Below are 23,443 nucleotides of genomic sequence, written 5' to 3'. Positions count from 1 at the left end.
TCGTCTTGACGACCACCAGTCACGATACCTACGGTATTCAATACCCGCGGTATCGACAAGACGTTCGGTACCCCCTTGACTCCAGACATCGAGGACATCCCGTGACAGCACCGACCACCACCGCCGAGGAAGCCGCCGTCGGACAGGCCACGCCACCGCATCCGCACCACGACCCGGTCGCACGCTTCGGCAGCGGCAAGGTGATGGCCGCGCTCGTGGTGGGAGTCCTGGCACTGCAACTCGGCTTCATCCTCAGCTACGTCGCGGCGTTCCATCAGCCGACGCCGCGCGACATCACGATCGCCGTAGTCGCGGGCCCCGGCGTGCCCGACGGCATCGCCCAGCAGTCGGTCGACAAGCTCAACGCGCTCGACGGCCGTCCGCTCGACGCCCGGACCGGGGCCGACACCGCCGAGGTCCGGCGGCTGCTGCGCGACCGGGAGATCCAGGGCGCGTATGTGATCGATCCGAGCGGAACGGACACCTTGATCACCGCCAGCGCGGGCGGGAGTTCGATCGCGACGGCGCTCGAGTCGATCTTCGACCGGGTCGCCGCCGACCAGCACCGGCAGGTGACGGTCCGGGACGAGATCCCCGTCGGCGCGCACGACAACCGCGGCCTGTCCGGGTTCTACCTGTCGATCGGCTGGGTGGTCGGCGGATACCTGCTGGCCGCCGCGATCGGCCTGATCATCGGGGCGCCGGCGACGCTGCGGCAGGCATGGACGCACATCGCGGTGATGTTCGGCTACGCGGTGGCGTCGGGCGCGCTGGGCGCCCTCATCACGACGCACGTGCTCGGCACGTTCGCCGGGCACTGGTTCGCGCTGTGGCTCCTCGGCACCGGGGTGGTGTTCGCTACGGGCCTGTTCACGCTGGGTCTGCGCGCCGCCGTCGGCATCCTGGCGGTGCCGCTGGCGATCGCGGTGTTCGTCGTGTTGGGCAATCCGAGCGCCGGTGGCGCGTTCGGCGCCAACGTGATCCCGAGTTTCTACGCTGCGATCGGCCAGTGGATCACGCCGGGCGCCGGCACCGAGGGGGTGCGCAGCATCGTGTACTTCGACAACGTCGGCCTGGGTCAGCCCGCGCTCGCGCTTGCGCTGTACTCCGCGGTCGGTGCGGCCCTGCTGCTCGGGTTCACCGCGCGACGGGTCGGTCGCGCCCGCAGATCGAACGCGCATACGCCTGCCCACGCCGCGAACTAGTCCTACGCTGAACCCATGCCCAGGCTGCTGCATCCCAATGCGGCGCACGTCGCCGATACGTTGATCGCGCGCGGCCATCACGGCGTGATCGTCAGTCAACCGGCGCCGACACACAGCGCGGTGGAGGCGGCGACGGCGCTGGGCGTGGATCAGGGCGCCATCGTCAAGTCGCTGGTGTTCCTGCTCGACGACGATCCGGTGCTGCTGCTCGTCTCCGGGGCGCACGAGGTGAACATGGCGGCCACCGGCACTCGCCTGCAGGGCACGCTGACGCGCGCGCCCCTGGACGTCGTCCGTGCGGTGACCGGTCAGCCGATCGGTGGGGTCGCCCCGCTGGGGCATCCCACCAACCTGCCGACGTATCTCGACAGCGCACTCGCGGCGTACCCGGAGTTGTGGGCGGCGGCGGGCCACCCCGACACCGTCTTCCGCACCACGTTCCCGGAACTGTTGCGGGTGACGGCGGGGCTGGCCGTCGACATGGATTGACCAGCGCTTCGCCTTCGGGAGAACCAGTTGCCCGCTGAGTGAACAGAACCCTGGTCGGTCGGTATGCCTGGCCTTATAGTGGCGATCAGTCACCCAGGTTCGAATCGGAGAATGCCTTGTCACAGTCTGTCGAGAACGCGCCCGAACTTGCCGTCGTGCCCGCCGAGGGAGGCATCGGCAACGACGAGTACAAGGCCGCGATGCGCCGGCACCCAGCGGGCGTCACCATCGTGACTCTCGATTCGGAGAACGGCCCGGTCGGCTTCACGGCGACGTCGTTCGCGTCGCTGTCGATGGACCCGCCGCTGATCTCGTTCAACATCGCGCTGAACTCGTCGAGCATCGACGCACTGCGTGCCGCCGACTCGATCGTCGTGCACCTTCTCGGTGAGCACCAGCAGCACCTGTCGCAGCGCTTCTCCCGCAGCGCCGACCAACGCTTCAGCGACGAGTCGCTGTGGGCGCCCCTCGAGACGGGTGAGCCCGTCCTGCACGGCACCCCGATCTGGATGCGCACCACCGTCCACCAGTTGATCCCCGCCGGCGACCACATCCTGGTGATCGGCCTGATCACGCGGATCCACAACGAGAACGACGACGAGGCCACCTCGGCGCCGCTGCTGTACCACGAGGGGCGCTACCACCGGCCGACGCCGCTCGACCAGTAGCACGCACTCCCCGCAGGGCCGGTCCGTCGTCGACGGACCGGCCCTGCGGGCTGTCGGGCGCACGAATCCGCCCGACAGCTGTTGGCGCGTCGGTAGACTCCACCACTGCAACGTTCCGATCCACAGGATCGAGCAGTCATGGACCTTCATCTGATCGGGAAGACTGCCGTCGTCACGGGCGCGAGCAGGGGCATCGGGCTGGCGGTGACGACCGCACTGGTTGCCGAGGGCCTCCACGTGGTGGCCGGATCCCGAACTCTCACACCCGAACTCGAATCGCTGATTCCGGGCGGAACGGTCACGTGGGTGCCGTGCGATCTCGCGACTCCCGATGGCCCGGACGCACTGATCGCCGCCGCCGCGGATCTGGGCGGGGTCGACGTCCTGGTCAACAATGCCGGCTCGGCGGTGCCGCGGCTCGGTGGCTTCGCGAGCGTGACGGACGACGATTGGCTCGCGACGCTGACGATCAACCTCCTGTCCGCGGTGCGCACCACCCGCGTGGCACTCCCCCAGATGCAGCGTCGGGGCGGTGGATCCGTCGTCACGGTCAGCTCCGTCAACTCGTTCCTGCCGGACCCGGCGGTGATCGACTACTGCGCCTCCAAGGCGGCGCTGACGAACTTCTGCAAGGCTCTGTCCAAAGAGGTTGCTCGACAGAACATTCGGGTCAATACGGTCAGTCCGGGCCCGGTCTCGACCGCACTGTGGCTCGGCGAGCAGGGAGTCGCGACCGTCGTGGCGAACGTCAGCGGCACCACACCGCAGGACGTCGCCGACGCGGCCGCCGCCGGCACCGAGACCGGTCGCTTCACACGACCCGAGGAGGTCGCAGACCTGGTGCTGTTCCTGGCGAGCGACCGGGCGGCCAACGTCACCGGTGCCGACTTCGTGATCGACGGCGGACTGATCAAGACCCTGTGACTGCTGGGACCATCACAACCATGGATCGCACATTCGACGAGCTCGTCGCGGAGGCCGAGGCGGCCCCGATGGACGGCTGGGACTTCTCGTGGCTGGACGGGCGCGCCACCGAACAGCGCCCGTCGTGGGGCTATCAGCGTCTCCTGGGCAATCGCCTCGCACTGGCGACCGCCGCACTCGATATCGAGACCGGTGGCGGAGAGGTCCTCGCCGGTGCCGGCGCGATGCCCCGGACGATGGCCGCGACGGAGTCGTGGCCGCCCAACATCGCGAAGGCCACCGCGTTGCTGCACCCGTTGGGCGCGGTAGTGGTCGCCGCCCCGGACGAGCCACCACTGCCGTTCGCGGACAACGCCTTCGACCTCGTCACCAGTCGTCACCCCAACACCGTGTCGTGGCCGGACATCGCGCGGGTGCTCGCCCCCGGCGGAACCTATCTGGCCCAGCACGTGGGCCCCGAGAGCGTCTTCGAGCTCGCCGAGTTCTTCCTCGGTCCGCAACCCGAGGCGCGACGACTACGGCATCCGGACACGGCCGCGTACGGGGCACGCGCCGCCGGGCTCGAGATTGTGGATCTGCGGTTCGAGCGACTGCGCATGGAGTTCTTCGATATCGGTGCGGTCGTCTACTTTCTGAGGAAGGTGATCTGGATAGTTCCGGGCTTCACCGTCGACGCCTACGGTGACCGGTTGCGCGACCTCGACGAACACATCCGTGCGGATGGTCCGTTCGTCGCGCATTCCACCCGATTCCTCATCGAGGCCCACAAGCCGCGCTGAGGTTCGACCGCTCAGGACGCCCGGGCGTGGCTTCCCCGCACCAGTCCGAACCGGGCGAGCGCCTCGTCGACCCGGTCCGACAGCGTGACCAGTCCGCGGCGTTCGAGCCACGGCAGCGTGCCGTCGACGACGTGCTCGAGCACCTTCGGCAGAGCCAGCGGCAGCAGGGTGACGCCGTCGGCGACGTCGGCGGCGTGGATGTCGGCGATCAGGCTCGCCAGGCCGTCGGCGGTCCCGATGTACGACAGCGACGACGGCTGGTGCGGCACCCCGAGCGTCTCGTCGAGAAGGGCGAGTTCCGCACGCGCGCTGCGGGAGTCGACCGCGACCAGGGTTTCGATGTCGACCAGGACGGTGACGGTGTCCGGGTCACGTCCTTCGGCGGCTACCTGCGCGCGGATCGCGGCGCGGGCCCGCTGCGCCTCGTGCAGGTCGGCTGCGCGAATCCGGAGCACGACGGCCGGTTGGGCCGCGAGGTCGAGGGTGTCGGGGCCGACGGTCAGGTCCACCCAGTAGTCGGGGCCGGTCAGCGGGATGTTCCCGGCGACCCGGGAGGCGGCGGGATGATGCCCGGCGCCGGTCAGTTCGACGGCCACGCGCAGCGGACGGCGAGGCGCGACTGAGTGAGCGGAGGTGAAAACGGACTGGGACATGGCGATTCCTCGGGAAGAGTGGGTGGTGGACGGCGTTGGACGTCAGCGCGTACACATTCCCGAGGACGTACGGCACAGGTCGACATGACGGCGGGACCACTGACCGCCCCTGTTCGTCGACTCCATGCGCGTCACGCTATCCCCCGATTCTCTCCCCCGCGACAGTTCGAATCACACTGATTCCGAGCCGGTTACACGCACTCGGAGGCGCCGGTGCCACCAGCGGAGAAGCCGCGGGTCTCGGGAACCGGGTTCCACAGGCCGTCGGTCTTGCCGTAGTTCCAGGTCGCCTCGCCGGCCACGAGCTGGCGGACGGCGGCGATCAGGCGCTCGACGTCGTCGGACGTGGTGCCCAGGCCGAGGCTGGCACGGACGGCGCCGTCGCCGTGCCCGATGCGGTTCAGGATCGGGTGCGCGCAGAAACGACCGTCGCGCACACCGATTCCGTGCTCGGCCGAGAGGTACGCGGCGATCTCGCCGGGCTCGAAGCCGTCGATCGTGAAGGTGACGATGCCCACGCTGTCCGGGGCGTCGGCCCACAGACGCAGCAGGTGCACGCGGTCGATCTCCGCGAGGCCCTCGGCGAGGCGGGCCGACAGGACCCGCTCGTGCGCGACGACCTTACCGAAGTCCAACGCGGCCAACGCATCACACGCGGCGGCAAGGGCAGCGACACCGAGGACGTTGGGGCTGCCGGCCTCGTGGCGGGCGGGGGCGGGCGCCCAGCAGGTCTCCTCGAGCGTCACCTCACGCACGGCACCGCCGCCCGCGAGGTAGGGCTCGCCCTCGTCGAGCCAGTCCCGGCGGCCGACCAGCACGCCGGCACCGAACGGTGCGTACAGCTTGTGGCCGGAGAAGGCCAGGTAGTCGACGCCGGTCTCGGCGAGGTTCACGCGGCGATGCGGGGTGAGCTGCGCGCCGTCGATGAGGACGCGGGCGCCGCAGCGGTGCGCGACCTCGGCCAGCTGGGCGATCGGCAGCACCTCACCCGTGACGTTGGAGGCGCCGGTGATGGCAAGCAGCGCGGCGGGCTTGGCAGACAGCTCGGCGACGATGCGGTCGATGGTCTCGGCAACCGTGTCGGCAGCCTCGACGACGCGGGAGTTCTTCCACGGCAGGAAGTTTGCGTGGTGCTCGATGTCGAGGACGACGACGTCGCCGGGAACGCAGCTCGCGAGAAGGTTGAGCGAGTCGGTGGTGTTGCGGGTGAAGACGACAACCTGGTCGGCGTCGGCGCCGACGAAGCGCTCGACGGCCACACGGGCGTTCTCGTAGGCCTCGGTGCTCACGCGGGAGGCGTAGCCGGCGCCGCGGTGCACGCTCGCGTAGAACGGCAGCAGTTCCTGAACCCGGTCGGTGACCTGCGCCAGAGCGGGTGCGCTGGCCGCGTAGTCGAAGTTCGCGTAGGTGCAGGTTCCACCCCCGACGAGCGGAACCTGCAAGTCACAGCCGGAAACCCGGGCGAGGGGGGAGGTCGTACAGGCGTCAGCGTTCAGTACAGCGGTCATCACAGCATCCTTCGAGTCCCGGGACTCGTCGGCCGTGAGAGTCGACGCCATCGGAGTCCGCGCTTGTCATGTCCTTTTGGACCATGACCTGGTCGTCACCCGGAGCACCCCACCGCGGTTGGAGGGTTGCCGACCAGCTAGCCGGGGCTTGACGCTGGTACTCGTGACCTGGCAACGAGAATGGCAGAGCGATTCGCGCGATGTCAACCCCGACCCACCGGGTCCCGAACGAGATCGCCGTCACACCACTCGGGGTCGGTCGCGCCGCCGACCCGTCCGCGTCGACCTCCGCCAAGACGGCGATTCGACTCCGAAGCCTCAGTGCCACAGCACAATCGATGATCGAGCCACGGCATCCGGCAGGGACGGCACCGATTCCGCGCTAGGCGATCAGGGCATAGGTCAGACCGGCGGCGACCGCGCCGGTGAGCGCACCGACGACGACCTGCCCCGTCGTGTGGGCTCCGAGACGGACCCGGGACCAGCCGACCAACGGTGTGAGGGTCAGGGCCAGTAGCCACCACGGTGAGACCGCCAGTGCCAGTACCACCGTCACACCGGCCGAGACGCCGGTGTGGACGCTGACCTTCCAGCGGAAGACGCTCGTGATGGCCGCCGCCACCGCCAACGCCACCAGGCCCGCCGACATGAACGCGATCATCTCGATCGGAGCATGCGCTACGACCTGCACGACCAACCCGGCCACCACGACGAACAACAGCACCACGATCAGCAGATGTCGCTCGTCGATCTTGCTGACGTGGTGATCGCCGATCGTCGCCCGCCGCATCCCGGCGAGGATGACCGCCATCGGCACGACTCCCGCGCACAGGGCGACGAACGCGCCCCAGCCGGGCGCGCCGACCGCGATACCGATCACCATCGACGAAGCGATGTTGACGACCCACGGCGCGCAGACCTCGGTCAGCACCCGTGCGGCCGCGTCGACCACGTTGCGGCGTTCCCGCACACCGACATCCGTCATTGCCCTGAGACCAGCTTCCGTTGCACCTGTTGCACCCGAATCCTCTTCGGGGAACGGGCGGGACGGCCGGTCACTGTAGTCGATCCGACTACCCGAGGGATCCCTGCGTCAGCTCAGCCGGCGGCGATCTGCCGGAGTTCGACGCACCCCCGCGGGCCCAGCGGGATCTGCGACGCGAGCGCCACCGCCGCGTCCCGGTCGGGCGCCGACAGCACGTAGATCCCGTTCGCGATCTCGGCGGACTCGGTGGACGGGCCGTCGGCGAGTAGCAGTTCGCCGCCTCGCAGCCGCACGGTCGTCGCCGACGTCGGCGGGTACAGCGCCCCGCCACCCTTGACCCGGTCGCCCGCGATCTCGCCGAAGCGCTGGTGCTCGACCATACCGGCCTCCCAGTCGGCCGAACCGGGCTCCACCGCCTCTCCCCGGGGTTCGCGCAACAACGCCGCCCACCAGGTGTCGATCGGCTCGTCCTTCGAGAACCAGTCCACCATCGGCCACAGTTCCACGTGCCCGGTCGCAACCTCCGGCAACTGGCGCACCAGGCTCAGTGCCGCGTCCAGGTCGGCCGCGTCGAACACGTAGTACCCGCCGACCACCTCGGCGGTCTCCGCGAACGGACCGTCCGTCACGACCGCGTTTCCGGATTCGTGCCGGATCGTCGCGGTCTCGGAACCCGAGTGGAGACCGCCGCCGGCGACGGCCTCCTGCGCCTTGGTCCAGAACTCCTGGTGCCGCTGCATCGACGTCGTGTGTTCGTCGGTGCCGGGGATCGACGCGGGACCGTTCTCCTCGGCCGCGAGCAATGCCAGGTAGTACATGTCGTCATCCTCTCTTCGACGCGGGGCGGGGTACCCCGCTTTCGTCCAGGCGACGGACCGTGGGCCCCGTTTTCGACACCGTCTCGGGACCGCTCTTCCGATCGTGAAGCAATTCTCCCGGCGGCAGTGCGGAATCGCTCACGATCCGCTCGCCGACCGCATGTCACCGTGTTCGTCGGCAGCTCCGACGCCGATACTGGTGGCACCGGCGCTGCTCGTTCACCTGCCCGCAAGCTTGGAATGGGACAACTGCTCGACAGCACAGACGACCAGGACAGGACCTCGGACTTGCCCCTCCCTTCGCACCCGGACACGGGCCACCGATCGATCACGATTCCGGCGGTCTTCCTCCGGTCTTCACTGGCCCCCGCGCCGCGCACGCTCGTCGACATCCTCGAGGCCACCGCCGCGGCATTTCCGGACGCCACCGCGATCGACGACGGCACCGCGCCGCTCACCTACCGCGAGCTGCTCGACGAGCTCGCGACCGGGGCCCGCTGGCTGGCCGACGCCGGGGTCGGCGGCGGCGACCGGGTCGGGGTGCGGATGCCGTCGGGCTCGCGCGATCTGTACGTCGCGATCCTGTCGGTGCTGGCGGCCGGTGCCGCGTACGTGCCGGTCGACGCCGACGACCCCGACGAGCGTGCCGAACTGGTGTTCGGGGAGGCACAGGTGGCGGCGATCCTCACCGCTGACGGCGTGCAACCGGGCACGGCGCCGCGGCGCAGCGAGGCTCCCGCCGTCCGCCCGCCGACCCCCGACGACGACGCGTGGATCATCTTCACGTCCGGGTCCACCGGCACGCCGAAGGGCGTGGCGGTCACCCACCGCAACGCGGCCGCGTTCGTCGACGCCGAGGCGCGGATGTTCTTGCAGGACAACCCGATCGGACCGGAAGACCGGGTCCTGGCGGGGCTGTCGGTGGCGTTCGACGCCTCGTGCGAGGAGATGTGGCTCGCGTGGCGGCACGGCGCGACGCTCGTGCCGGCACCGCGCGCGCTGGTGCGCAGCGGCATGGACCTGGGGCCGTGGCTGGTCTCCCGCGACGTCACCGTCGTCTCCACCGTGCCGACCCTCGCGGCGCTGTGGCCCGCCGAGGCGCTCGAGGCGGTGCGGCTGTTGATCTTCGGCGGCGAGGCGTGCCCGCCGGAGTTGGCGGAGCGGCTCGCGGTCCCCGGCCGCGAGGTGTGGAACACGTACGGCCCGACGGAGGCCACCGTCGTCGCGTGCGGCGCACTGATGGACGGCAGCGGACCGGTGCGCATCGGTCTGCCGCTCGACGGCTGGGATCTCGCGGTGGTCGACGGGGCGGGCGAACCGGTCGCCGACGGCGAGGTGGGCGAACTCGTCATCGGCGGCGTGGGACTCGCGCGTTACCTCGATCCGGCGAAGGACGCCGAGAAGTACGCGCCGATGCCGACGCTCGGCTGGGACCGCGCCTACCGCAGCGGCGACCTGGTCCGCCTCGACCCGACCGGCCTGCTCTTCCAGGGCCGGGCCGACGACCAGGTCAAGCTGGGCGGACGCCGCATCGAGCTGGGCGAGGTCGACAATGCGCTGCAGCACCTGCCCGGAGTGAGCGGCGCGGCCGCCGCGGTCCGCAAGACCGCGGCGGGCACGTCGATCCTCGTCGGCTACCTCGCCAGCACCGACCCGAACTTCGATCTGAAGGCCGCGCGCGAGCAGCTGTCCGAGCAGCTGCCGGCGGCCCTCGTACCCCGCCTCGCGCTCGTCGGCGAGCTGCCCACCCGCACGTCGGGCAAGGTCGACCGCAACGCGCTGCCGTGGCCGCTCCCCGGCGCCGACGATCCGGCCGAGGCGCTGGGACTCGACGGCACCGCCGCGTGGGTCGCGGGACTGTGGGCGTCGATCCTCGGGGCGAGCATCACCGGGCCCGACGACGACTTCTTCGAACTCGGCGGCGGTTCCCTGTCCGCGGCCCAGCTGGTGACGGCGCTGCGTGAACGGTTCCCGGAGGTGACCGTCGCGCAGTTGTACGACCACCCGCGCCTCGGGTCGCTCGCCGACTTCCTCGACGAACTCTCCCCCGCCGAGACCGTCGCGCCCCGTCACGTGCGGCCCACCCCGCGCGGCGCCCAGATCACGCAGATCGCGGCCACCGTGCCGCTTATGACGCTCACCGGTCTGCAGTGGGTGACGTGGCTCGCGATCGCCGGGAACGTACTGGCGTGGTTCGACGTGGACTGGGCGCCGACCGTGTCGTGGTGGTGGGTCGCACTCGCGTTCCTCCTCTTCATCACGCCGCTGGGCCGGATGGCGATCGCCGTCGGCGGCGCGCGCCTGCTCCTGCGCGGCCTGAAGCCGGGCACGTATCCGCGGGGCGGGCCCGAACACCTGCGCCTGTGGATCGCGCTGCGCCTCGTCGAGGCCAGCGGCGCCGACAACCTGTCCGGCGCGCCATGGATGCTGTACTTCGCCCGCGCGCTCGGGGCGCGGGTGGGCCGCGGCGTCGACCTGCACACTCTCCCGCCGGTGACCGGGATGCTCGTGCTCGGCGACGGCTGCTCCGTCGAACCCGAGGTGGACCTGTCCGGGCACTGGATCGACGGCGACGTCGTGCACATCGGCGAGATCCGGATCGGCGACGGGGCCGCGATCGGCGCCCGGTCGACGCTGCTTCCGGGTGCGCGCATCGGCCGCGGCGCCGAGGTCGCGCCGGGCTCGGCGGTGTTCGGGAAGGTCAAGGCCGGTCAGCACTGGGCGGGCTCGCCGGCGGTCAAGGTCGGCAAGGCCACCCACCCGTGGCCGGATCACACGCCGCGGCGTGCCGCCCACTGGGTGCCGATCTTCGGCGTCACCTCCGTCACGCTCGCGGGCATGCCGATCTTCGGCCTGGCCGCGGGACTGCTCCTGATCGGGTGGCGGGTGCGCGACGCCGCCGACCTCGGCGACGCGTTGTGGCGAGCGCTGGCGATCCTGCCCGTCGCGACCCTGCTGAGCCTGATCGTCTTCGCTGCGCTGACGGTGATCGCGGTACGCCTGCTGTCGATCGGCCTCACCGAGGGCTACCACCCGGTGCGCAGCCGCGTCGGCTGGCAGGCGTGGGCCACCGAGCGCCTCATGGACTCGGCGCGCACGTTCCTGTTCCCGCTGTACGCGAGCCTGCTGACGCCGCTGTGGCTGAAGCTACTGGGCGCCAAGGTCGGCCGCAACACCGAGATCTCCACCGCGCTCGTGCTGCCCAAGTTCACGACGGTCGCGGACGGCGCATTCCTCGCCGACGACACGATGGTCGCCAGCTACGAACTCGGCGGCGGCTGGATGCGTATCGAGCCCGCCAAGGTCGGCAAGCGCGCGTTCCTCGGCAACTCCGGCATGGCCGGGCCGGGTCGACGCGTCCCCAAGAACGGATTGGTCGCGGTGCTGTCGGCGGCACCGGACAAGGCGAAGTCCGGATCGTCCTGGCTGGGCAGCCCGCCGGTCCGACTGCGCCGGGCGGCGACGGAGTCGGACGCCTCACGCACGTTCGATCCGCCGCTGCACCTCAAGATCGCCCGCGCGATCGTCGAGACATGCCGGCTGATCCCGGTGATGGTGACGTTCGGCATCGGCCTCGGCGTGCTCTTCACGCTCGCGTGGCTGGTGTCCGTCGGCGGCTTCTGGCTCGCGGCACTCGGCAGCGGCGTGGTTCTCATGATCGCGGGCGCGGTCGCCGGCGCGGTGTCGGTGGCCGCGAAGTGGCTCGTCGTCGGCCGGATCGGCGCCGTCGAGCACCCGCTGTGGAGTTCGTTCGTGTGGCGCAACGAGGTGTCCGACGCGTTCGTCGAGACCGTCGCCGCACCGTGGTTCGCGCGCGCCGCGAACGGAACCGCGGTGATGAACGTGTGGCTGCGCGGGCTCGGCGCGACGATCGGACGCGGCGTGTGGTGCGAGACGTACTGGCTGCCCGAGGCCGACCTGGTGACGCTCGGAGACGGCGCCACCGTCGAGCGGGGGTGCGTCGTGCAGACCCATCTGTTCCATGATCGGATCATGTCCATGGACACCGTCACGTTGGGCGCCGGCGCCACCCTCGGCCCACATTGCGTCGCGCTGCCCGCCGCCGGGCTCGGCGACGGTGCCACGGTCGGCCCGGCCTCCCTCGTCATGCGCGGCGACGTCGTCCCGCCGTCGACGCGGTGGCAGGGCAATCCGATTGCGCCGTGGAACGATTCGACGCCGGACGGAGGGGCGCGATGAAGTCCGGGAAGTTGTCCGAGGAGCCACTCGACCCGTACCTGCCACGGAACGGCAATCGCGGCTACCGCGTATCCCGGTACGACCTCGATCTCACCTACAAGGTCCACAGCAACCGCCTGTCCGGCAAGGCGTCGATCACCGCGACGACCACCGATGTCCGCCCGCGGTTCTCGCTGGACCTCGCGCCGACGATGCACGTGTCGAAGCTGTCGGTCAACGGCCGTCGTGTCTCGAAGTACACGCATCGCGACGGCAAGCTCACCATCATCCCGCCGCAGAAGATCCCGGCCGGCGGTGTCCTGTCGATCGCCGTCCAGTACACCGGCAACCCGCAGCCCATCGTGACGATGTGGGGCGACGTCGGTTGGGAGGAACTGACCGAGGGATCGCTCGTCGCGAGCCAGCCCAACGGCGCGGCGTCGTGGTTCCCGTGCGACGACCACCCGAGTTGCAAAGCGAGCTACCGCATCTCGATCACCACCGACTCGCCGTACCACGCGGTCGCCAACGGCAAGCTGGTCCGCAAGCAGACCAAGGCCAGCCTGACGACGTGGGTGTACGAGCAGGCCGAGCCGATGTCGAGCTACCTCGCCACGATCCAGATCGGCCCGTACGAACGACGCCGCATCGATGGCGGTCGCGTGCCCATGCAGACGATCCATCCCCCGAGTCTGCGGGATCGCTTCGACCACGACTTCGGACGCCAGTCGCAGATGATGGAGGTCTTCGAGAAGCTCTTCGGCCCCTACCCGTTCGACGACTACTCGGTCGTCGTGACGGGCGACGACCTGGAGATCCCCATCGAGGCTCAGGGCCTGTCGATCTTCGGCGCCAACCACTGCGACGGTGAACGCAGCTCGGAACGACTTGTCGCACACGAACTCGCGCACCAGTGGTTCGGCAACAGCCTCACGCTCGGGGTCTGGCAGGACATCTGGCTGCACGAGGGCTTCGCGTGCTACGCCGAGTGGCTCTGGTCCGAGAACTCCGGCGGCCCCGACGCCCACACCCTCGCGCTGCAGGCGCACCACGGACTCGCCGGCAAACCGCAGGACATCCTGCTCGGCGACCCCGGACCGCAACTGATGTTCGACGACCGCATCTACAAGCGCGGCGCCCTCACCCTGCACGCGCTGCGGCGCGAGATCGGCGACGACGCCTTCTTCGCGCTGCTGCAGAAGTGGACCGCCAAGTATCGGCACGCGACGGTGTCGACCGAGCAGTTCACCGATCTGGCAGCACATTTCAGCGACAAGCCGCTGCGCGGATTGTGGGACTCGTGGCTGGCGGAGAAGCCGCTACCGCGCCTCTGACAGCTCCGGCAGGTGGCGGCGCCACTTGACGAGTACGAGAACCAGGCTCGCGGCCGCGACGATCGCACCGAACACGAACATTATCGGGTAGGTCAGTGTCGGGTTGGTCTCCGCGATCACCGCCATCACGGCGGGCACCGCGAAGCCGAGGTAGCTCAGCGAGTAGAACACCGCGGTGAGACCGGCCAGATCGTCCGGCCCGGCGATCCGCTGGATCTCCTGCAGGCCCGCCACCAGCGCGAGGCCGTACCCGCACCCGAGAATCGCCGCCGCGATCATCGACACCGGCACGGTGAGGGCGTGCGACGCGACCGCCGCCACCGTCATGCCCACCACCAGCACCGCGAGCGCCACCGCGACGGCGCGGGCATTTCGCGGGGTGTCGATCCTGCGGCCGACCGCCTGGATCGCGAACCCCGAGCCAAGACCGATCATGCACAGCAGCGCCGAGAACGCCACGGGCACACTGCCGCTGCGGCCGGTCATCAGCGCCGGAATCACCGCGTACGCGGATGCGGCCGCACCGAACACCCACGGCGCCACCGGGGCCACGACGTACAGGAACCGCCGATGTCCGGCCGCCGGAATCTTCAGATCCTGTGCGAGTGAACGACGCTCACCCTTCGAGACGGCAGGCCGCGTCTCCGGAGCCCGCAGAAGCGCGATGCCGGTCGCCAATGCGAGCACCGAATGGACCACGTATGCAAGCGCACTCGGCCACGGCGCCCACTGTGCGAGGATTCCGGCGACACCGGCGCCGATACCGAAGCCGGCCGTCAGGCTCATCGCGGCGCGCCGGGCACCCGCACCCGGGCGGGCCGACGGATCCCGGTCGGGCGTCGACAACTCCTTGAGCCAACTACCGCCGACGGCCATGCCCAGCCCCAGCGCGACGCCGGACAGGACGCGTCCGACGATCAGCCACGCCGCCGAGTCCGGTCCGGTGGCCAGCACCAGCGATCCCACGACCGCGATGAACGGGGCCGGCAGCATCAGGGGGCGCCGCCCCAACCGGTCCGACAGCGGTCCACCGATCAGCAGCGCCGGCACGATCCCGAGCACGTACGCGAACAGGAAGGTGTCGACCACCACCTGCGTGAAGCCGTGGTCGAGCTTGTACATCACCAGCAGCGGCGTGAACTCGTTGCCGCCCCACGCCACCGCGAACATGCCCGCCGTGACGAGCATCCACGGCCGTAGGCGGGTGGCCGGTCGTGTTTCGACGACGGTGTCTTCACGGACCGCGGTCATCGCCGTCCCCCCTCGCCGAGCGCGTGCACCTCGCGCATGTGCCGACGGACCGCCGACGCGAATCCGTCGGCGTCGCCCGCCTCGATCAGGTTTGTGAGGTGGGCATGATCCTCGATGATCTTGGTGATCTGCTCCGGGTCGCGGGCCAGCGAGTGCGCGGTCATCCGGCGCTGGCGCTCCCGCAGTCCGTCGTAGAAGGTCTCGAGCAGCGGGTTGCCGCCGCCACGCACCAGGGTGCGATGGAAGTCGGCGTCGAGCGCACTGAACTGCGCCGCGTCGCCGCCCGACGCGACCAGTTCGCGCTGCTGCGCCAGGTTCTCCCGTAGGGTGGCCGCGAGTGCCTCCCGGGCCCGCGGTGTCGCCGCGACCGCCTCGACGGCGTGCACCTCGACCAGCAGACGCGCGTCGACTACGTGCTCGGCCTCGCCGTCGGCGACCGGCACGATGAGCGCACCCCGCTTCGGGTACAGCCGCATCCAGCCCTCCGCCTCCAAGCGGAGGAAGGCCTCACGCACCGGTGTCCGACTGGACCCCATTCGCGTCGCGATCTCACCCTCGCTGATCAACTCGCCGCCCGGGAGTTCCCCGGACAGGATGAGTTCCTTGACTTCGCGGTATGCGAGCTCGGCAGCTGAGTACAACTTAGACACAAGATGTATTTATACGCCTTGCGAATGATCTCGGTGCGAGCGGGGTCCGGTCAGGCGGTTGTACCCAGCGGGCTGGTGCGCGACTGCGCCGAGTACCGGCCACCGTTGCGAAGGATGTCGATCGGGTGGTCGAAGCACTCACTGATGTGCCCGGTGGTGATCACCGACTCCGCCGGCCCCTGCGCGGTCACCAGCCCGTCGCGGATGAGCAGCGCATGCGTCGTGGTGGTCGGGATCTCCTCGATGTGGTGCGTCACCAGAATGCTCGCCATCGCCGGGTGCTGCGCCCGCATCTCGTCGAGCGCGGTGAGCAACTGCTCGCGGGCCGCGAGGTCGAGGCCGGTCGCGGGCTCGTCGAGCAGCAGGACCGGCGGCTCGGGCATCAGTGCGCGGGCGATCAACGCGCGCCCGCGCTCACCCTGCGACAGCACCGGCCAGCGGGCCTCGGCACGCGCCGACATCCCCATCATCGCGATCAGCTCGTCCGCCCGTGCCTGGTCGGCGGCGGTGGGCTGCCACCGCTGCGCGAACTCGGGGGTGTTCGTCAGTCCGGTGAGGACGACGTCGCGCACCGTCAGTGGACGCTCGACCGAGTGCCGCGGGTTCACGTGGCCGATGTGCGAGCGCAGCTCGCGCATGTCCACCCGACCGAGCCGATGCCCGAGCACGTGCACGGTCCCACGGGTGGGATGCGCGACGGCACCGAGCAGACTCAGGAGCGTGCTCTTGCCGGCGCCGTTGGCGCCGAGGAGCACCCAGTGCTGCCCCTGCTCGATCTGGACGTCGATCCCGCTCAGGATCATTCGCCCTTCACGGACCAGGTCGACGTTCTCGGTGCTCAGCACCACCTCACCATGGATTCGGTCGCTCACGCGCCCTTCCCTTCTTCGCGCAGTTTCGCCATCATCGGATCCAGATTCGCCGCCGTCGCCGCGACCGCCGCCGCGCCGTCGCCGGCTTCGAGGGCATCGACGAGGGCATCGTGCGCCTCGCCTGTGTCCGGGAGCTGTGGTTCCTTTTCGACCATCTCCACGAGCGCCGCATGCAGGACGGGCCGCGCGGAGTCGAACAACGCCGTCAGTACCGAGTTCCCGGCCAGTTCGACTATCGATCGATGGAAGTCGAGATCGGCAGCGACGAACGCGCCGGCGTCGCCCGCGTACCTGTCGTGACGGTCGGCGAGCTGCCGGCGAACCTCGGCCAGGTCCTCGGGTCGGGCGCGGTCCGCGGCCAGGCGAGCAGCTTCCATCTCCAGCGCACGCCGGACCTCCAGCACCTCGAGGACCCGGGACCGTCGCAGGAGCTGCTCGAGCACCAGGTCCTCGACCGGCTCGGCAACGAACGTGCCGACGCCGTGCCGCACGTCGAGCAGTCCGTCCCTCACGAGCAGCTTGACCGCCTCACGGACCGACGAGCGACCCACACCCAGTTCCGCTGCCAGTTCCGTCTCACTCGGCAAGCGGTCGCCGACGGACCATTCCCCGGTACGAATACGGCTCGTGAGCAGTTCTTCCAGCTGCGGCACCAGAGGTCCGCTGCGCAGCGCATGTCCTGCCATGGTCTCCACCTCCGATCGGCAAGTCTACAGACATCAGACGTCTGATGTCCTGTCGGTCCGATTGCCTAAATTCACGGGATGGAGACAGTGCACCTCGACATCGCTTCCGTCGACATGGAAACCGGTTCCCGCGTCGGCGGCAATCCGCCGGCGCACTTCGCTTCGGACCCGATCATCGAGTCATACGTCTATCTACTCACGCTCGGTGCGGGGACGGCGGATTGGCTCGGAGCTCGGGAGGCGTCGGTCTTTCTCCGGCGAGGATTCAGGATCGCCGACGACGATCTCGAATACCCCGATATCGGAATGCGTGTCGTTCTCCACGAGCCGTCTCCACGGGGTGACGGGTCCGCCGGCCGGCACCCCGGATTGGACCGCTGGCCGGCACCCCGGATTGGGCAGTGCCGCACTGGTCTTCGCCGATCCGGACGCGGAGACGCCGCCCTTCGTGCGTATCGCTCCGGTCCCCGCCCTCATCCAGAACGAGCCGACATACGCGGCAAGGGTCGAAGCTGACGGACATCGCTTCCTGTTCCAGGTGAACGAGGAGGGATGGCCTGTCTCGGAGGATCCGAGTCCCGAGTTCGTCGAGGAGTACCTGTTCGGCTACGGCTCGGTTTACTTCTACGGAAAGCGCGACGAGGCCGCACGGGCCATCGAAATCGTCGCGGGCTTTCTCGACTCCTGAAATGTGCGGATATGCGGAAACGCCGAAGGCCCCCACCATTGCTGGTGGGGGCCTTCGGGAAAGGATGTTCGGCGGTGTCCTACTCTCCCACACCCTGTCGAGTGCAGTACCATCGGCGCTGGAGGGCTTAGCTTCCGGGTTCGGAATGGGACCGGGCGTTTCCCCTCCGCTATGGCCGCCGTAACTCTATGAAACTGTCACACATTCAATTCCCCCGCCCGAACCACCCGCCGGCCACGAAGGCTTCGGGGTGTTGGGGGTGAATGGTATCTGTGTGTTGTTTCAGATACCGCACAGTGGACGCGTAGCTTCTTTGTGGTAAGTCCTCGGCCTATTAGTACCAGTCACCTCCATCCGTTACCGGACTTCCAGTTCTGGCCTATCAACCCGGTGGTCTGCCGGGGGCCTTACCCCCTCGAGGGGGTGAGAAACCTCATCTTGGAACAGGCTTCCCGCTTAGATGCTTTCAGCGGTTATCCCTTCCGAACGTAGCTAACCAGCAGTGCTCCTGGCGGAACAACTGGCACACCAGAGGTTCGTCCGTCCCGGTCCTCTCGTACTAGGGACAGCCTTCCTCAAGTTTCTAACGCGCGCGGCGGATAGAGACCGAACTGTCTCACGACGTTCTAAACCCAGCTCGCGTGCCGCTTTAATGGGCGAACAGCCCAACCCTTGGGACCTACTCCAGCCCCAGGATGCGACGAGCCGACATCGAGGTGCCAAACCATCCCGTCGATATGGACTCTTGGGGAAGATCAGCCTGTTATCCCCGGGGTACCTTTTATCCGTTGAGCGACACCGCTTCCACTTGCCGGTGCCGGATCACTAGTCCCGACTTTCGTCCCTGCTCGACCTGTCAGTCTCACAGTCAAGCTCCCTTGTGCACTTGCACTCGACACCTGATTGCCAACCAGGCTGAGGGAACCTTTGGGCGCCTCCGTTACATTTTGGGAGGCAACCGCCCCAGTTAAACTACCCACCAGGCACTGTCCCTGAACCAGATCATGGTCCGAGGTTAGATGTCCAATACGATCAGAGTGGTATTTCAACAACGACTCCACACACACTGGCGTGCATGCTTCACAGTCTCCCACCTATCCTACACAAACCGAACCGAACACCAATACCAAGCTATAGTGAAGGTCCCGGGGTCTTTTCGTCCTGCCGCGCGTAACGAGCATCTTTACTCGTAATGCAATTTCGCCGAGTCTGTGGTTGAGACAGCAGAGAAGTCGTTACGCCATTCGTGCAGGTCGGAACTTACCCGACAAGGAATTTCGCTACCTTAGGATGGTTATAGTTACCACCGCCGTTTACTGGGGCTTAAATTCTCAGCTTCGCCATTACTGGCTAACCGGTCCTCTTAACCTTCCAGCACCGGGCAGGCGTCAGTCCGTATACATCGTCTTACGACTTCGCACGGACCTGTGTTTTTAGTAAACAGTCGCTTCTCTCTGGTCTCTGCGGCCCCCACCAGCTCACGGAGCAAGTCCGATCACCAGCAGAGGCCCCCCTTCTCCCGAAGTTACGGGGGCATTTTGCCGAGTTCCTTAACCACAGTTATCTCGATCGCCTTAGTATTCTCTACCTGACCACCTGTGTCGGTTTGGGGTACGGGCCGTGTGAAAGCTCGCTAGAGGCTTTTCTCGGCAGCATAGGATCACTGAATTCGCCTCAATCGGCTACGCATCACGTCTCAGGCTACATGTGACCCGGATTTGCCTAGGTCACGCCCTACACGCTTACACCAGTATTACCACTGACTGGCTCAGCTACCTTCCTGCGTCACCCCATCGCTTGGCTACTACCAGATCGGTTCACGCGCATCCACCACCGGAGAACCCGAAGGTTCGAAGATGGCTTCAGGGCGCTTAGCATCACTGATTCACCAGGGGCGCGTTCACACGGGTACGGGAATATCAACCCGTTGTCCATCGACTACGCCTGTCGGCCTCGCCTTAGGTCCCGACTCACCCTGGGCGGATTAACCTGGCCCAGGAACCCTTGGTCATTCGGCGGACGAGTTTCTCACTCGTCTTTCGCTACTCATGCCTGCATTCTCACTCGTGCAGCCTCCACACCTGGATCACTCCGGCGCTTCCATGGCTGCACGACGCTCCCCTACCCATCCACACCACTGCCGGACGATCCGTAAACCATCCGGGGTGTTATGTGAATGCCGCGGCTTCGGCGGTGTACTTGAGCCCCGCTACATTGTCGGCGCAGGATCACTTGACCAGTGAGCTATTACGCACTCTTTCAAGGGTGGCTGCTTCTAAGCCAACCTCCTGGTTGTCTTCGCGACCCCACATCCTTTTCCACTTAGTACACGCTTAGGGGCCTTAGCCGGCGATCTGGGCTGTTTCCCTCTCGACTACGAAGCTTATCCCCCGCAGTCTCACTGCCGCGCTCTCACACTCTGGCATTCGGAGTTTGGCTGACGTCAGTAACCTTGTGGGGCCCATCGGCCATCCAGTAGCTCTACCTCCAGAGTGAAACACGCGACGCTGCACCTAAATGCATTTCGGGGAGAACCAGCTATCACGGAGTTTGATTGGCCTTTCACCCCTACCCACAGCTCATCCCCTCAGTTTTCAACCTAAGTGGGTTCGGGCCTCCACGACGTCTTACCGTCGCTTCACCCTGGCCATGGGTAGATCACTCCGCTTCGGGTCTAGAACATGCCACTGAAAACGCCCTATTCGGACTCGCTTTCGCTACGGCTACCCCACACGGGTTAACCTCGCGACATGCCGCTAACTCGCAGGCTCATTCTTCAAAAGGCACGCCATCACCCCCCACCCGAAGGTGCGAAGGCTCTGACGGATTGTAAGCGCACGGTTTCAGGTACTATTTCACTCCCCTCCCGGGGTACTTTTCATCTTTCCCTCACGGTACTAGTCCGCTATCGGTCACCAGGGAGTATTCAGGCTTATCGGGTGGTCCCGACAGATTCACAGCAGATTTCACGGGCCCGCTGCTACTCGGGTGTCCGTCACGACAGTCACCATGTTTTCGTCTACGGGACTCTCACCCTCTACGACAGGCCGTTCCAGACCACTTCGACTAACACGATGATTTCTTACTGTCGGCCAATCCGGCAGAATTGACAAGACGGATCCCACAACCCCACGAATGCAACGCCCGCCGGCTATCACACACCCATGGTTTAGCCTCTTCCGCTTTCGCTCGCCACTACTCACGGAATCACATGTTGTTTTCTCTTCCTGTGGGTACTGAGATGTTTCACTTCCCCACGTTCCCTCCACACGCCCTATATATTCAGGCGCGGGTAACCACACATCACTGTGGCTGGGTTTCCCCATTCGGAAATCCTCGGATCTCAGCTCGGTTGACAGCTCCCCGAGGCTTATCGCAGCCTCCTACGTCCTTCATCGGCTCCTGGTGCCAAGACATCCACCGTACGCTCTTAAACACTTACAACAAAGATGCTCGCGTCCACTGTGCAGTTCTCAAACAACACACAACCAGGAAACATGATGCAGACACCAAACCAGAGCCTCAGCCCCGCGGTATGACCTGCGTTTCCCGCTTGTCGTTTCTTCCTTGAAAGATCACTCGCGTGTTCTCTCAGGACCCAACAGTATGCCGATATATCACCCACCAGCCGGCACTCGGGCCCGCTGATCCGTGGATGAGCTTGTCAGTGTTCCACCCATGAGCACCACCGGATTACGTGTGAATCCGAAGTGGCTCTGCCCTCACACGCTCCCCGACTGTTCGGGGTGTGTGGGGAGATGCTCCTTAGAAAGGAGGTGATCCAGCCGCACCTTCCGGTACGGCTACCTTGTTACGACTTCGTCCCAATCGCCGATCCCACCTTCGACGGCTCCCTCCACAAGGGTTAGGCCACCGGCTTCGGGTGTTACCGACTTTCATGACGTGACGGGCGGTGTGTACAAGGCCCGGGAACGTATTCACCGCAGCGTTGCTGATCTGCGATTACTAGCGACTCCGACTTCACGGGGTCGAGTTGCAGACCCCGATCCGAACTGAGACCGGCTTTAAGGGATTCGCTCCACCTCACGGTATCGCAGCCCTCTGTACCGGCCATTGTAGCATGTGTGAAGCCCTGGACATAAGGGGCATGATGACTTGACGTCGTCCCCACCTTCCTCCGAGTTGACCCCGGCAGTCTCCTGCGAGTCCCCGCCATTACGCGCTGGCAACACAGGACAAGGGTTGCGCTCGTTGCGGGACTTAACCCAACATCTCACGACACGAGCTGACGACAGCCATGCACCACCTGTATACCGACCACAAGGGGGGCCGTATCTCTACGGCTTTCCGGTATATGTCAAACCCAGGTAAGGTTCTTCGCGTTGCATCGAATTAATCCACATGCTCCGCCGCTTGTGCGGGCCCCCGTCAATTCCTTTGAGTTTTAGCCTTGCGGCCGTACTCCCCAGGCGGGGCGCTTAATGCGTTAGCTACGGCACGGATCCCGTGGAAGGAAACCCACACCTAGCGCCCACCGTTTACGGCGTGGACTACCAGGGTATCTAATCCTGTTCGCTACCCACGCTTTCGCTCCTCAGCGTCAGTTACTGCCCAGAGACCCGCCTTCGCCACCGGTGTTCCTCCTGATATCTGCGCATTTCACCGCTACACCAGGAATTCCAGTCTCCCCTGCAGTACTCAAGTCTGCCCGTATCGCCTGCAAGCCCGCAGTTGAGCTGCGGGTTTTCACAGACGACGCGACAAACCGCCTACGAGCTCTTTACGCCCAGTAATTCCGGACAACGCTCGCACCCTACGTATTACCGCGGCTGCTGGCACGTAGTTGGCCGGTGCTTCTTCTGCAGGTACCGTCACTTTCGCTTCGTCCCTGCTGAAAGAGGTTTACAACCCGAAGGCCGTCATCCCTCACGCGGCGTCGCTGCATCAGGCTTTCGCCCATTGTGCAATATTCCCCACTGCTGCCTCCCGTAGGAGTCTGGGCCGTGTCTCAGTCCCAGTGTGGCCGGTCGCCCTCTCAGGCCGGCTACCCGTCGTCGCCTTGGTAGGCCATTACCCCACCAACAAGCTGATAGGCCGCGGGCCCATCCTGCACCAGTAAACCTTTCCACCCCCAACCATGCGATCGGAGGTCATATCCGGTATTAGACCCAGTTTCCCAGGCTTATCCCAGAGTGCAGGGCAGATCACCCACGTGTTACTCACCCGTTCGCCGCTCGTGTACCCCCGAAAGGGCCTTACCGCTCGACTTGCATGTGTTAAGCACGCCGCCAGCGTTCGTCCTGAGCCAGGATCAAACTCTCCGTTGAAGACTCTAGATTGGCCGGCGAACCGGCAATCAGCCATAGACATCGAGTCAAATCACTAGCGTAAAAACTCAAACTAGCTTGCACTGACCGCCCCAGACGGAAGAATGAGACGATCAGCAAATACCCACCCCATCGAAAATGATGGCGTGGAGTACCAAATAATTTGGCACTGACATTCATCGACACACTGTTGAGTTCTCAAAGAACACGCGCACACCATCACTCGAAACTTTGCAGTTCCTCGTTCCGGGGCAACCGTTCCAGCTTATCCCACCCGAGAAGCAAGTGCAAACTCGCTCCCCATCCGGGCCACCCGGACGCACTACAACCACCCTACACGAGGCAGGGAAGCCAAACTTCCGGGTGAATCAGGCGCTCCCCGTACAACCTCGTTTTCCCTCGCTGACCTGTGAAGATCGCGTCCGGGTCGGTGTCCGTGTCGCTCTGACCTGGAATAAGTTACGCG

Annotated in this window: 17 protein-coding genes, 3 rRNA genes and 1 riboswitch; of the genes, 8 read left to right on the top strand and 12 right to left on the bottom strand. The window is 66.6% G+C overall.

Features of this window, described 5'->3' with window-relative positions:
- Positions 1-203 precede the first annotated feature (203 nt).
- The 5 genes from ACQ5DX_RS00100 to ACQ5DX_RS00080 all read left to right on the top strand — a co-directional run bounded on the left by ACQ5DX_RS00100 (position 204) and on the right by ACQ5DX_RS00080 (position 4,065).
- Positions 204-1,205, top strand: coding sequence for a hypothetical protein (locus ACQ5DX_RS00100; protein WP_430335502.1), 1,002 nt, complete (start codon positions 204-206; stop codon positions 1,203-1,205).
- A 15-nt stretch (positions 1,206-1,220) separates the two neighbouring features.
- Complete coding sequence (locus tag ACQ5DX_RS00095) at positions 1,221-1,694, top strand: YbaK/EbsC family protein (protein WP_430330672.1); 474 nt, start codon at positions 1,221-1,223, stop codon at positions 1,692-1,694.
- A 116-nt stretch (positions 1,695-1,810) separates the two neighbouring features.
- Positions 1,811-2,362 carry a flavin reductase family protein gene (locus ACQ5DX_RS00090; RefSeq protein WP_430330671.1) on the top strand — a complete coding sequence of 184 codons (552 nt, stop codon included), beginning with the start codon at positions 1,811-1,813 and terminating at the stop codon, positions 2,360-2,362.
- Positions 2,363-2,500: 138 nt separating this feature from the next.
- A complete protein-coding gene (locus ACQ5DX_RS00085) occupies positions 2,501-3,286 on the top strand; it encodes an oxidoreductase (protein ID WP_430330670.1) in 786 nt (261 codons plus the stop codon).
- A gap of 20 nt (positions 3,287-3,306) precedes the next feature.
- Positions 3,307-4,065 (top strand): methyltransferase domain-containing protein, encoded by a 759-nt coding sequence (locus ACQ5DX_RS00080; protein ID WP_430330669.1) that lies wholly within the window; start codon positions 3,307-3,309, stop codon positions 4,063-4,065.
- A gap of 11 nt (positions 4,066-4,076) precedes the next feature.
- Here the strand turns inward: ACQ5DX_RS00080 and ACQ5DX_RS00075 are convergent, their stop codons facing one another.
- The 5 genes from ACQ5DX_RS00075 to ACQ5DX_RS00055 all read right to left on the bottom strand — a co-directional run bounded on the left by ACQ5DX_RS00075 (position 4,077) and on the right by ACQ5DX_RS00055 (position 8,029).
- Positions 4,077-4,718 carry a hypothetical protein gene (locus tag ACQ5DX_RS00075; protein WP_430330668.1) on the bottom strand — a complete coding sequence of 214 codons (642 nt, stop codon included), beginning with the start codon at positions 4,716-4,718 and terminating at the stop codon, positions 4,077-4,079.
- Between the two features lie 42 nt (positions 4,719-4,760).
- Positions 4,761-4,844, bottom strand: a complete 84-nt coding sequence (locus ACQ5DX_RS00070) for a putative leader peptide (RefSeq protein ID WP_430335501.1) — start codon at positions 4,842-4,844, stop codon at positions 4,761-4,763.
- A gap of 65 nt (positions 4,845-4,909) precedes the next feature.
- Positions 4,910-6,226 (bottom strand): aminotransferase class V-fold PLP-dependent enzyme, encoded by a 1,317-nt coding sequence (locus ACQ5DX_RS00065; protein ID WP_430330667.1) that lies wholly within the window; start codon positions 6,224-6,226, stop codon positions 4,910-4,912.
- A 54-nt stretch (positions 6,227-6,280) separates the two neighbouring features.
- Positions 6,281-6,395, bottom strand: a riboswitch (SAM riboswitch).
- A gap of 213 nt (positions 6,396-6,608) precedes the next feature.
- Complete coding sequence (locus ACQ5DX_RS00060; RefSeq protein ID WP_430330666.1) at positions 6,609-7,211, bottom strand: hypothetical protein; 603 nt, start codon at positions 7,209-7,211, stop codon at positions 6,609-6,611.
- A gap of 113 nt (positions 7,212-7,324) precedes the next feature.
- Complete coding sequence (locus ACQ5DX_RS00055) at positions 7,325-8,029, bottom strand: YciI family protein (RefSeq protein WP_430330665.1); 705 nt, start codon at positions 8,027-8,029, stop codon at positions 7,325-7,327.
- Between the two features lie 288 nt (positions 8,030-8,317).
- Here ACQ5DX_RS00055 and ACQ5DX_RS00050 point away from each other — a divergent pair, with 288 nt between their 5' ends.
- Positions 8,318-12,229, top strand: coding sequence for a Pls/PosA family non-ribosomal peptide synthetase (locus tag ACQ5DX_RS00050; RefSeq protein WP_430330664.1), 3,912 nt, complete (start codon positions 8,318-8,320; stop codon positions 12,227-12,229).
- Positions 12,226-13,542: a M1 family metallopeptidase gene (locus ACQ5DX_RS00045; protein WP_430330663.1), complete on the top strand. Its 1,317-nt coding sequence runs from the start codon at positions 12,226-12,228 to the stop codon at positions 13,540-13,542. The genes ACQ5DX_RS00050 and ACQ5DX_RS00045 overlap by 4 nt, the downstream gene beginning before the upstream one ends.
- Here the strand turns inward: ACQ5DX_RS00045 and ACQ5DX_RS00040 are convergent.
- The 4 genes from ACQ5DX_RS00040 to ACQ5DX_RS00025 form a co-directional block, all read right to left on the bottom strand.
- Positions 13,528-14,793 carry an MFS transporter gene (locus ACQ5DX_RS00040; RefSeq protein ID WP_430330662.1) on the bottom strand — a complete coding sequence of 422 codons (1,266 nt, stop codon included), beginning with the start codon at positions 14,791-14,793 and terminating at the stop codon, positions 13,528-13,530. The genes ACQ5DX_RS00045 and ACQ5DX_RS00040 overlap by 15 nt on opposite strands.
- A complete protein-coding gene (locus ACQ5DX_RS00035) occupies positions 14,790-15,443 on the bottom strand; it encodes a GntR family transcriptional regulator (protein ID WP_430330661.1) in 654 nt (217 codons plus the stop codon). The genes ACQ5DX_RS00040 and ACQ5DX_RS00035 overlap by 4 nt, the downstream gene beginning before the upstream one ends.
- Positions 15,444-15,493: 50 nt before the next feature.
- On the bottom strand, positions 15,494-16,246 hold the full coding sequence (locus tag ACQ5DX_RS00030) for an ABC transporter ATP-binding protein (protein ID WP_430335500.1): 753 nt from the start codon (positions 16,244-16,246) through the stop codon (positions 15,494-15,496).
- A 65-nt stretch (positions 16,247-16,311) separates the two neighbouring features.
- Positions 16,312-17,001, bottom strand: a complete 690-nt coding sequence (locus tag ACQ5DX_RS00025; RefSeq protein ID WP_430330660.1) for a FadR/GntR family transcriptional regulator — start codon at positions 16,999-17,001, stop codon at positions 16,312-16,314.
- Positions 17,002-17,311: 310 nt separating this feature from the next.
- On the opposite strand from ACQ5DX_RS00025, the gene ACQ5DX_RS00020 reads away from it, so the two are divergent.
- The gene (locus ACQ5DX_RS00020; protein ID WP_430330659.1) at positions 17,312-17,689 is read left to right on the top strand and encodes a hypothetical protein; all 378 of its coding nucleotides are present in this window, start codon (positions 17,312-17,314) and stop codon (positions 17,687-17,689) included.
- A 66-nt stretch (positions 17,690-17,755) separates the two neighbouring features.
- Here the strand turns inward: ACQ5DX_RS00020 and rrf are convergent.
- From rrf to ACQ5DX_RS00005, 3 genes are all read right to left on the bottom strand, one after another.
- Positions 17,756-17,872: ribosomal RNA gene (gene rrf, locus ACQ5DX_RS00015) — 5S ribosomal RNA — on the bottom strand.
- Between the two features lie 131 nt (positions 17,873-18,003).
- Positions 18,004-21,133: ribosomal RNA gene (locus ACQ5DX_RS00010) — 23S ribosomal RNA — on the bottom strand.
- Positions 21,134-21,458: 325 nt separating this feature from the next.
- A 16S ribosomal RNA gene (locus ACQ5DX_RS00005) occupies positions 21,459-22,977 on the bottom strand.
- Together the 16S, 23S and 5S rRNA genes form the textbook arrangement of a ribosomal RNA operon.
- Positions 22,978-23,443: the final 466 nt, after the last annotated feature.

The sequence above is a fragment of the Rhodococcus sp. ACT016 genome (assembly GCF_050477185.1).
Lineage (GTDB): Bacteria > Actinomycetota > Actinomycetes > Mycobacteriales > Mycobacteriaceae > Prescottella.
The sequence above is the reverse complement of the archived record's forward strand: the minus strand, read 5'-3'. Positions and strand labels throughout refer to the sequence as shown.

Bases quoted from the DNA above. Each gene is read 5' to 3' on its own strand.
- ACQ5DX_RS00100 (WP_430335502.1), top strand. From the start codon at position 204: ATGGCCGCGCTCGTGGTGGGAGTCCTGGCACTGCAACTCGGCTTCATC.
- ACQ5DX_RS00095 (WP_430330672.1), top strand. From the start codon at position 1,221: ATGCCCAGGCTGCTGCATCCCAATGCGGCGCACGTCGCCGATACGTTG.
- ACQ5DX_RS00085 (WP_430330670.1), top strand. From the start codon at position 2,501: ATGGACCTTCATCTGATCGGGAAGACTGCCGTCGTCACGGGCGCGAGC.
- ACQ5DX_RS00080 (WP_430330669.1), top strand. From the start codon at position 3,307: ATGGATCGCACATTCGACGAGCTCGTCGCGGAGGCCGAGGCGGCCCCG.
- ACQ5DX_RS00075 (WP_430330668.1), bottom strand. From the start codon at position 4,718: ATGTCCCAGTCCGTTTTCACCTCCGCTCACTCAGTCGCGCCTCGCCGT.
- ACQ5DX_RS00070 (WP_430335501.1), bottom strand. From the start codon at position 4,844: ATGGAGTCGACGAACAGGGGCGGTCAGTGGTCCCGCCGTCATGTCGAC.
- ACQ5DX_RS00065 (WP_430330667.1), bottom strand. From the start codon at position 6,226: ATGACCGCTGTACTGAACGCTGACGCCTGTACGACCTCCCCCCTCGCC.
- ACQ5DX_RS00060 (WP_430330666.1), bottom strand. From the start codon at position 7,211: ATGACGGATGTCGGTGTGCGGGAACGCCGCAACGTGGTCGACGCGGCC.
- ACQ5DX_RS00055 (WP_430330665.1), bottom strand. From the start codon at position 8,029: ATGTACTACCTGGCATTGCTCGCGGCCGAGGAGAACGGTCCCGCGTCG.
- ACQ5DX_RS00045 (WP_430330663.1), top strand. From the start codon at position 12,226: ATGAAGTCCGGGAAGTTGTCCGAGGAGCCACTCGACCCGTACCTGCCA.
- ACQ5DX_RS00040 (WP_430330662.1), bottom strand. From the start codon at position 14,793: ATGACCGCGGTCCGTGAAGACACCGTCGTCGAAACACGACCGGCCACC.
- ACQ5DX_RS00030 (WP_430335500.1), bottom strand. From the start codon at position 16,246: ATGATCCTGAGCGGGATCGACGTCCAGATCGAGCAGGGGCAGCACTGG.
- ACQ5DX_RS00025 (WP_430330660.1), bottom strand. From the start codon at position 17,001: ATGGCAGGACATGCGCTGCGCAGCGGACCTCTGGTGCCGCAGCTGGAA.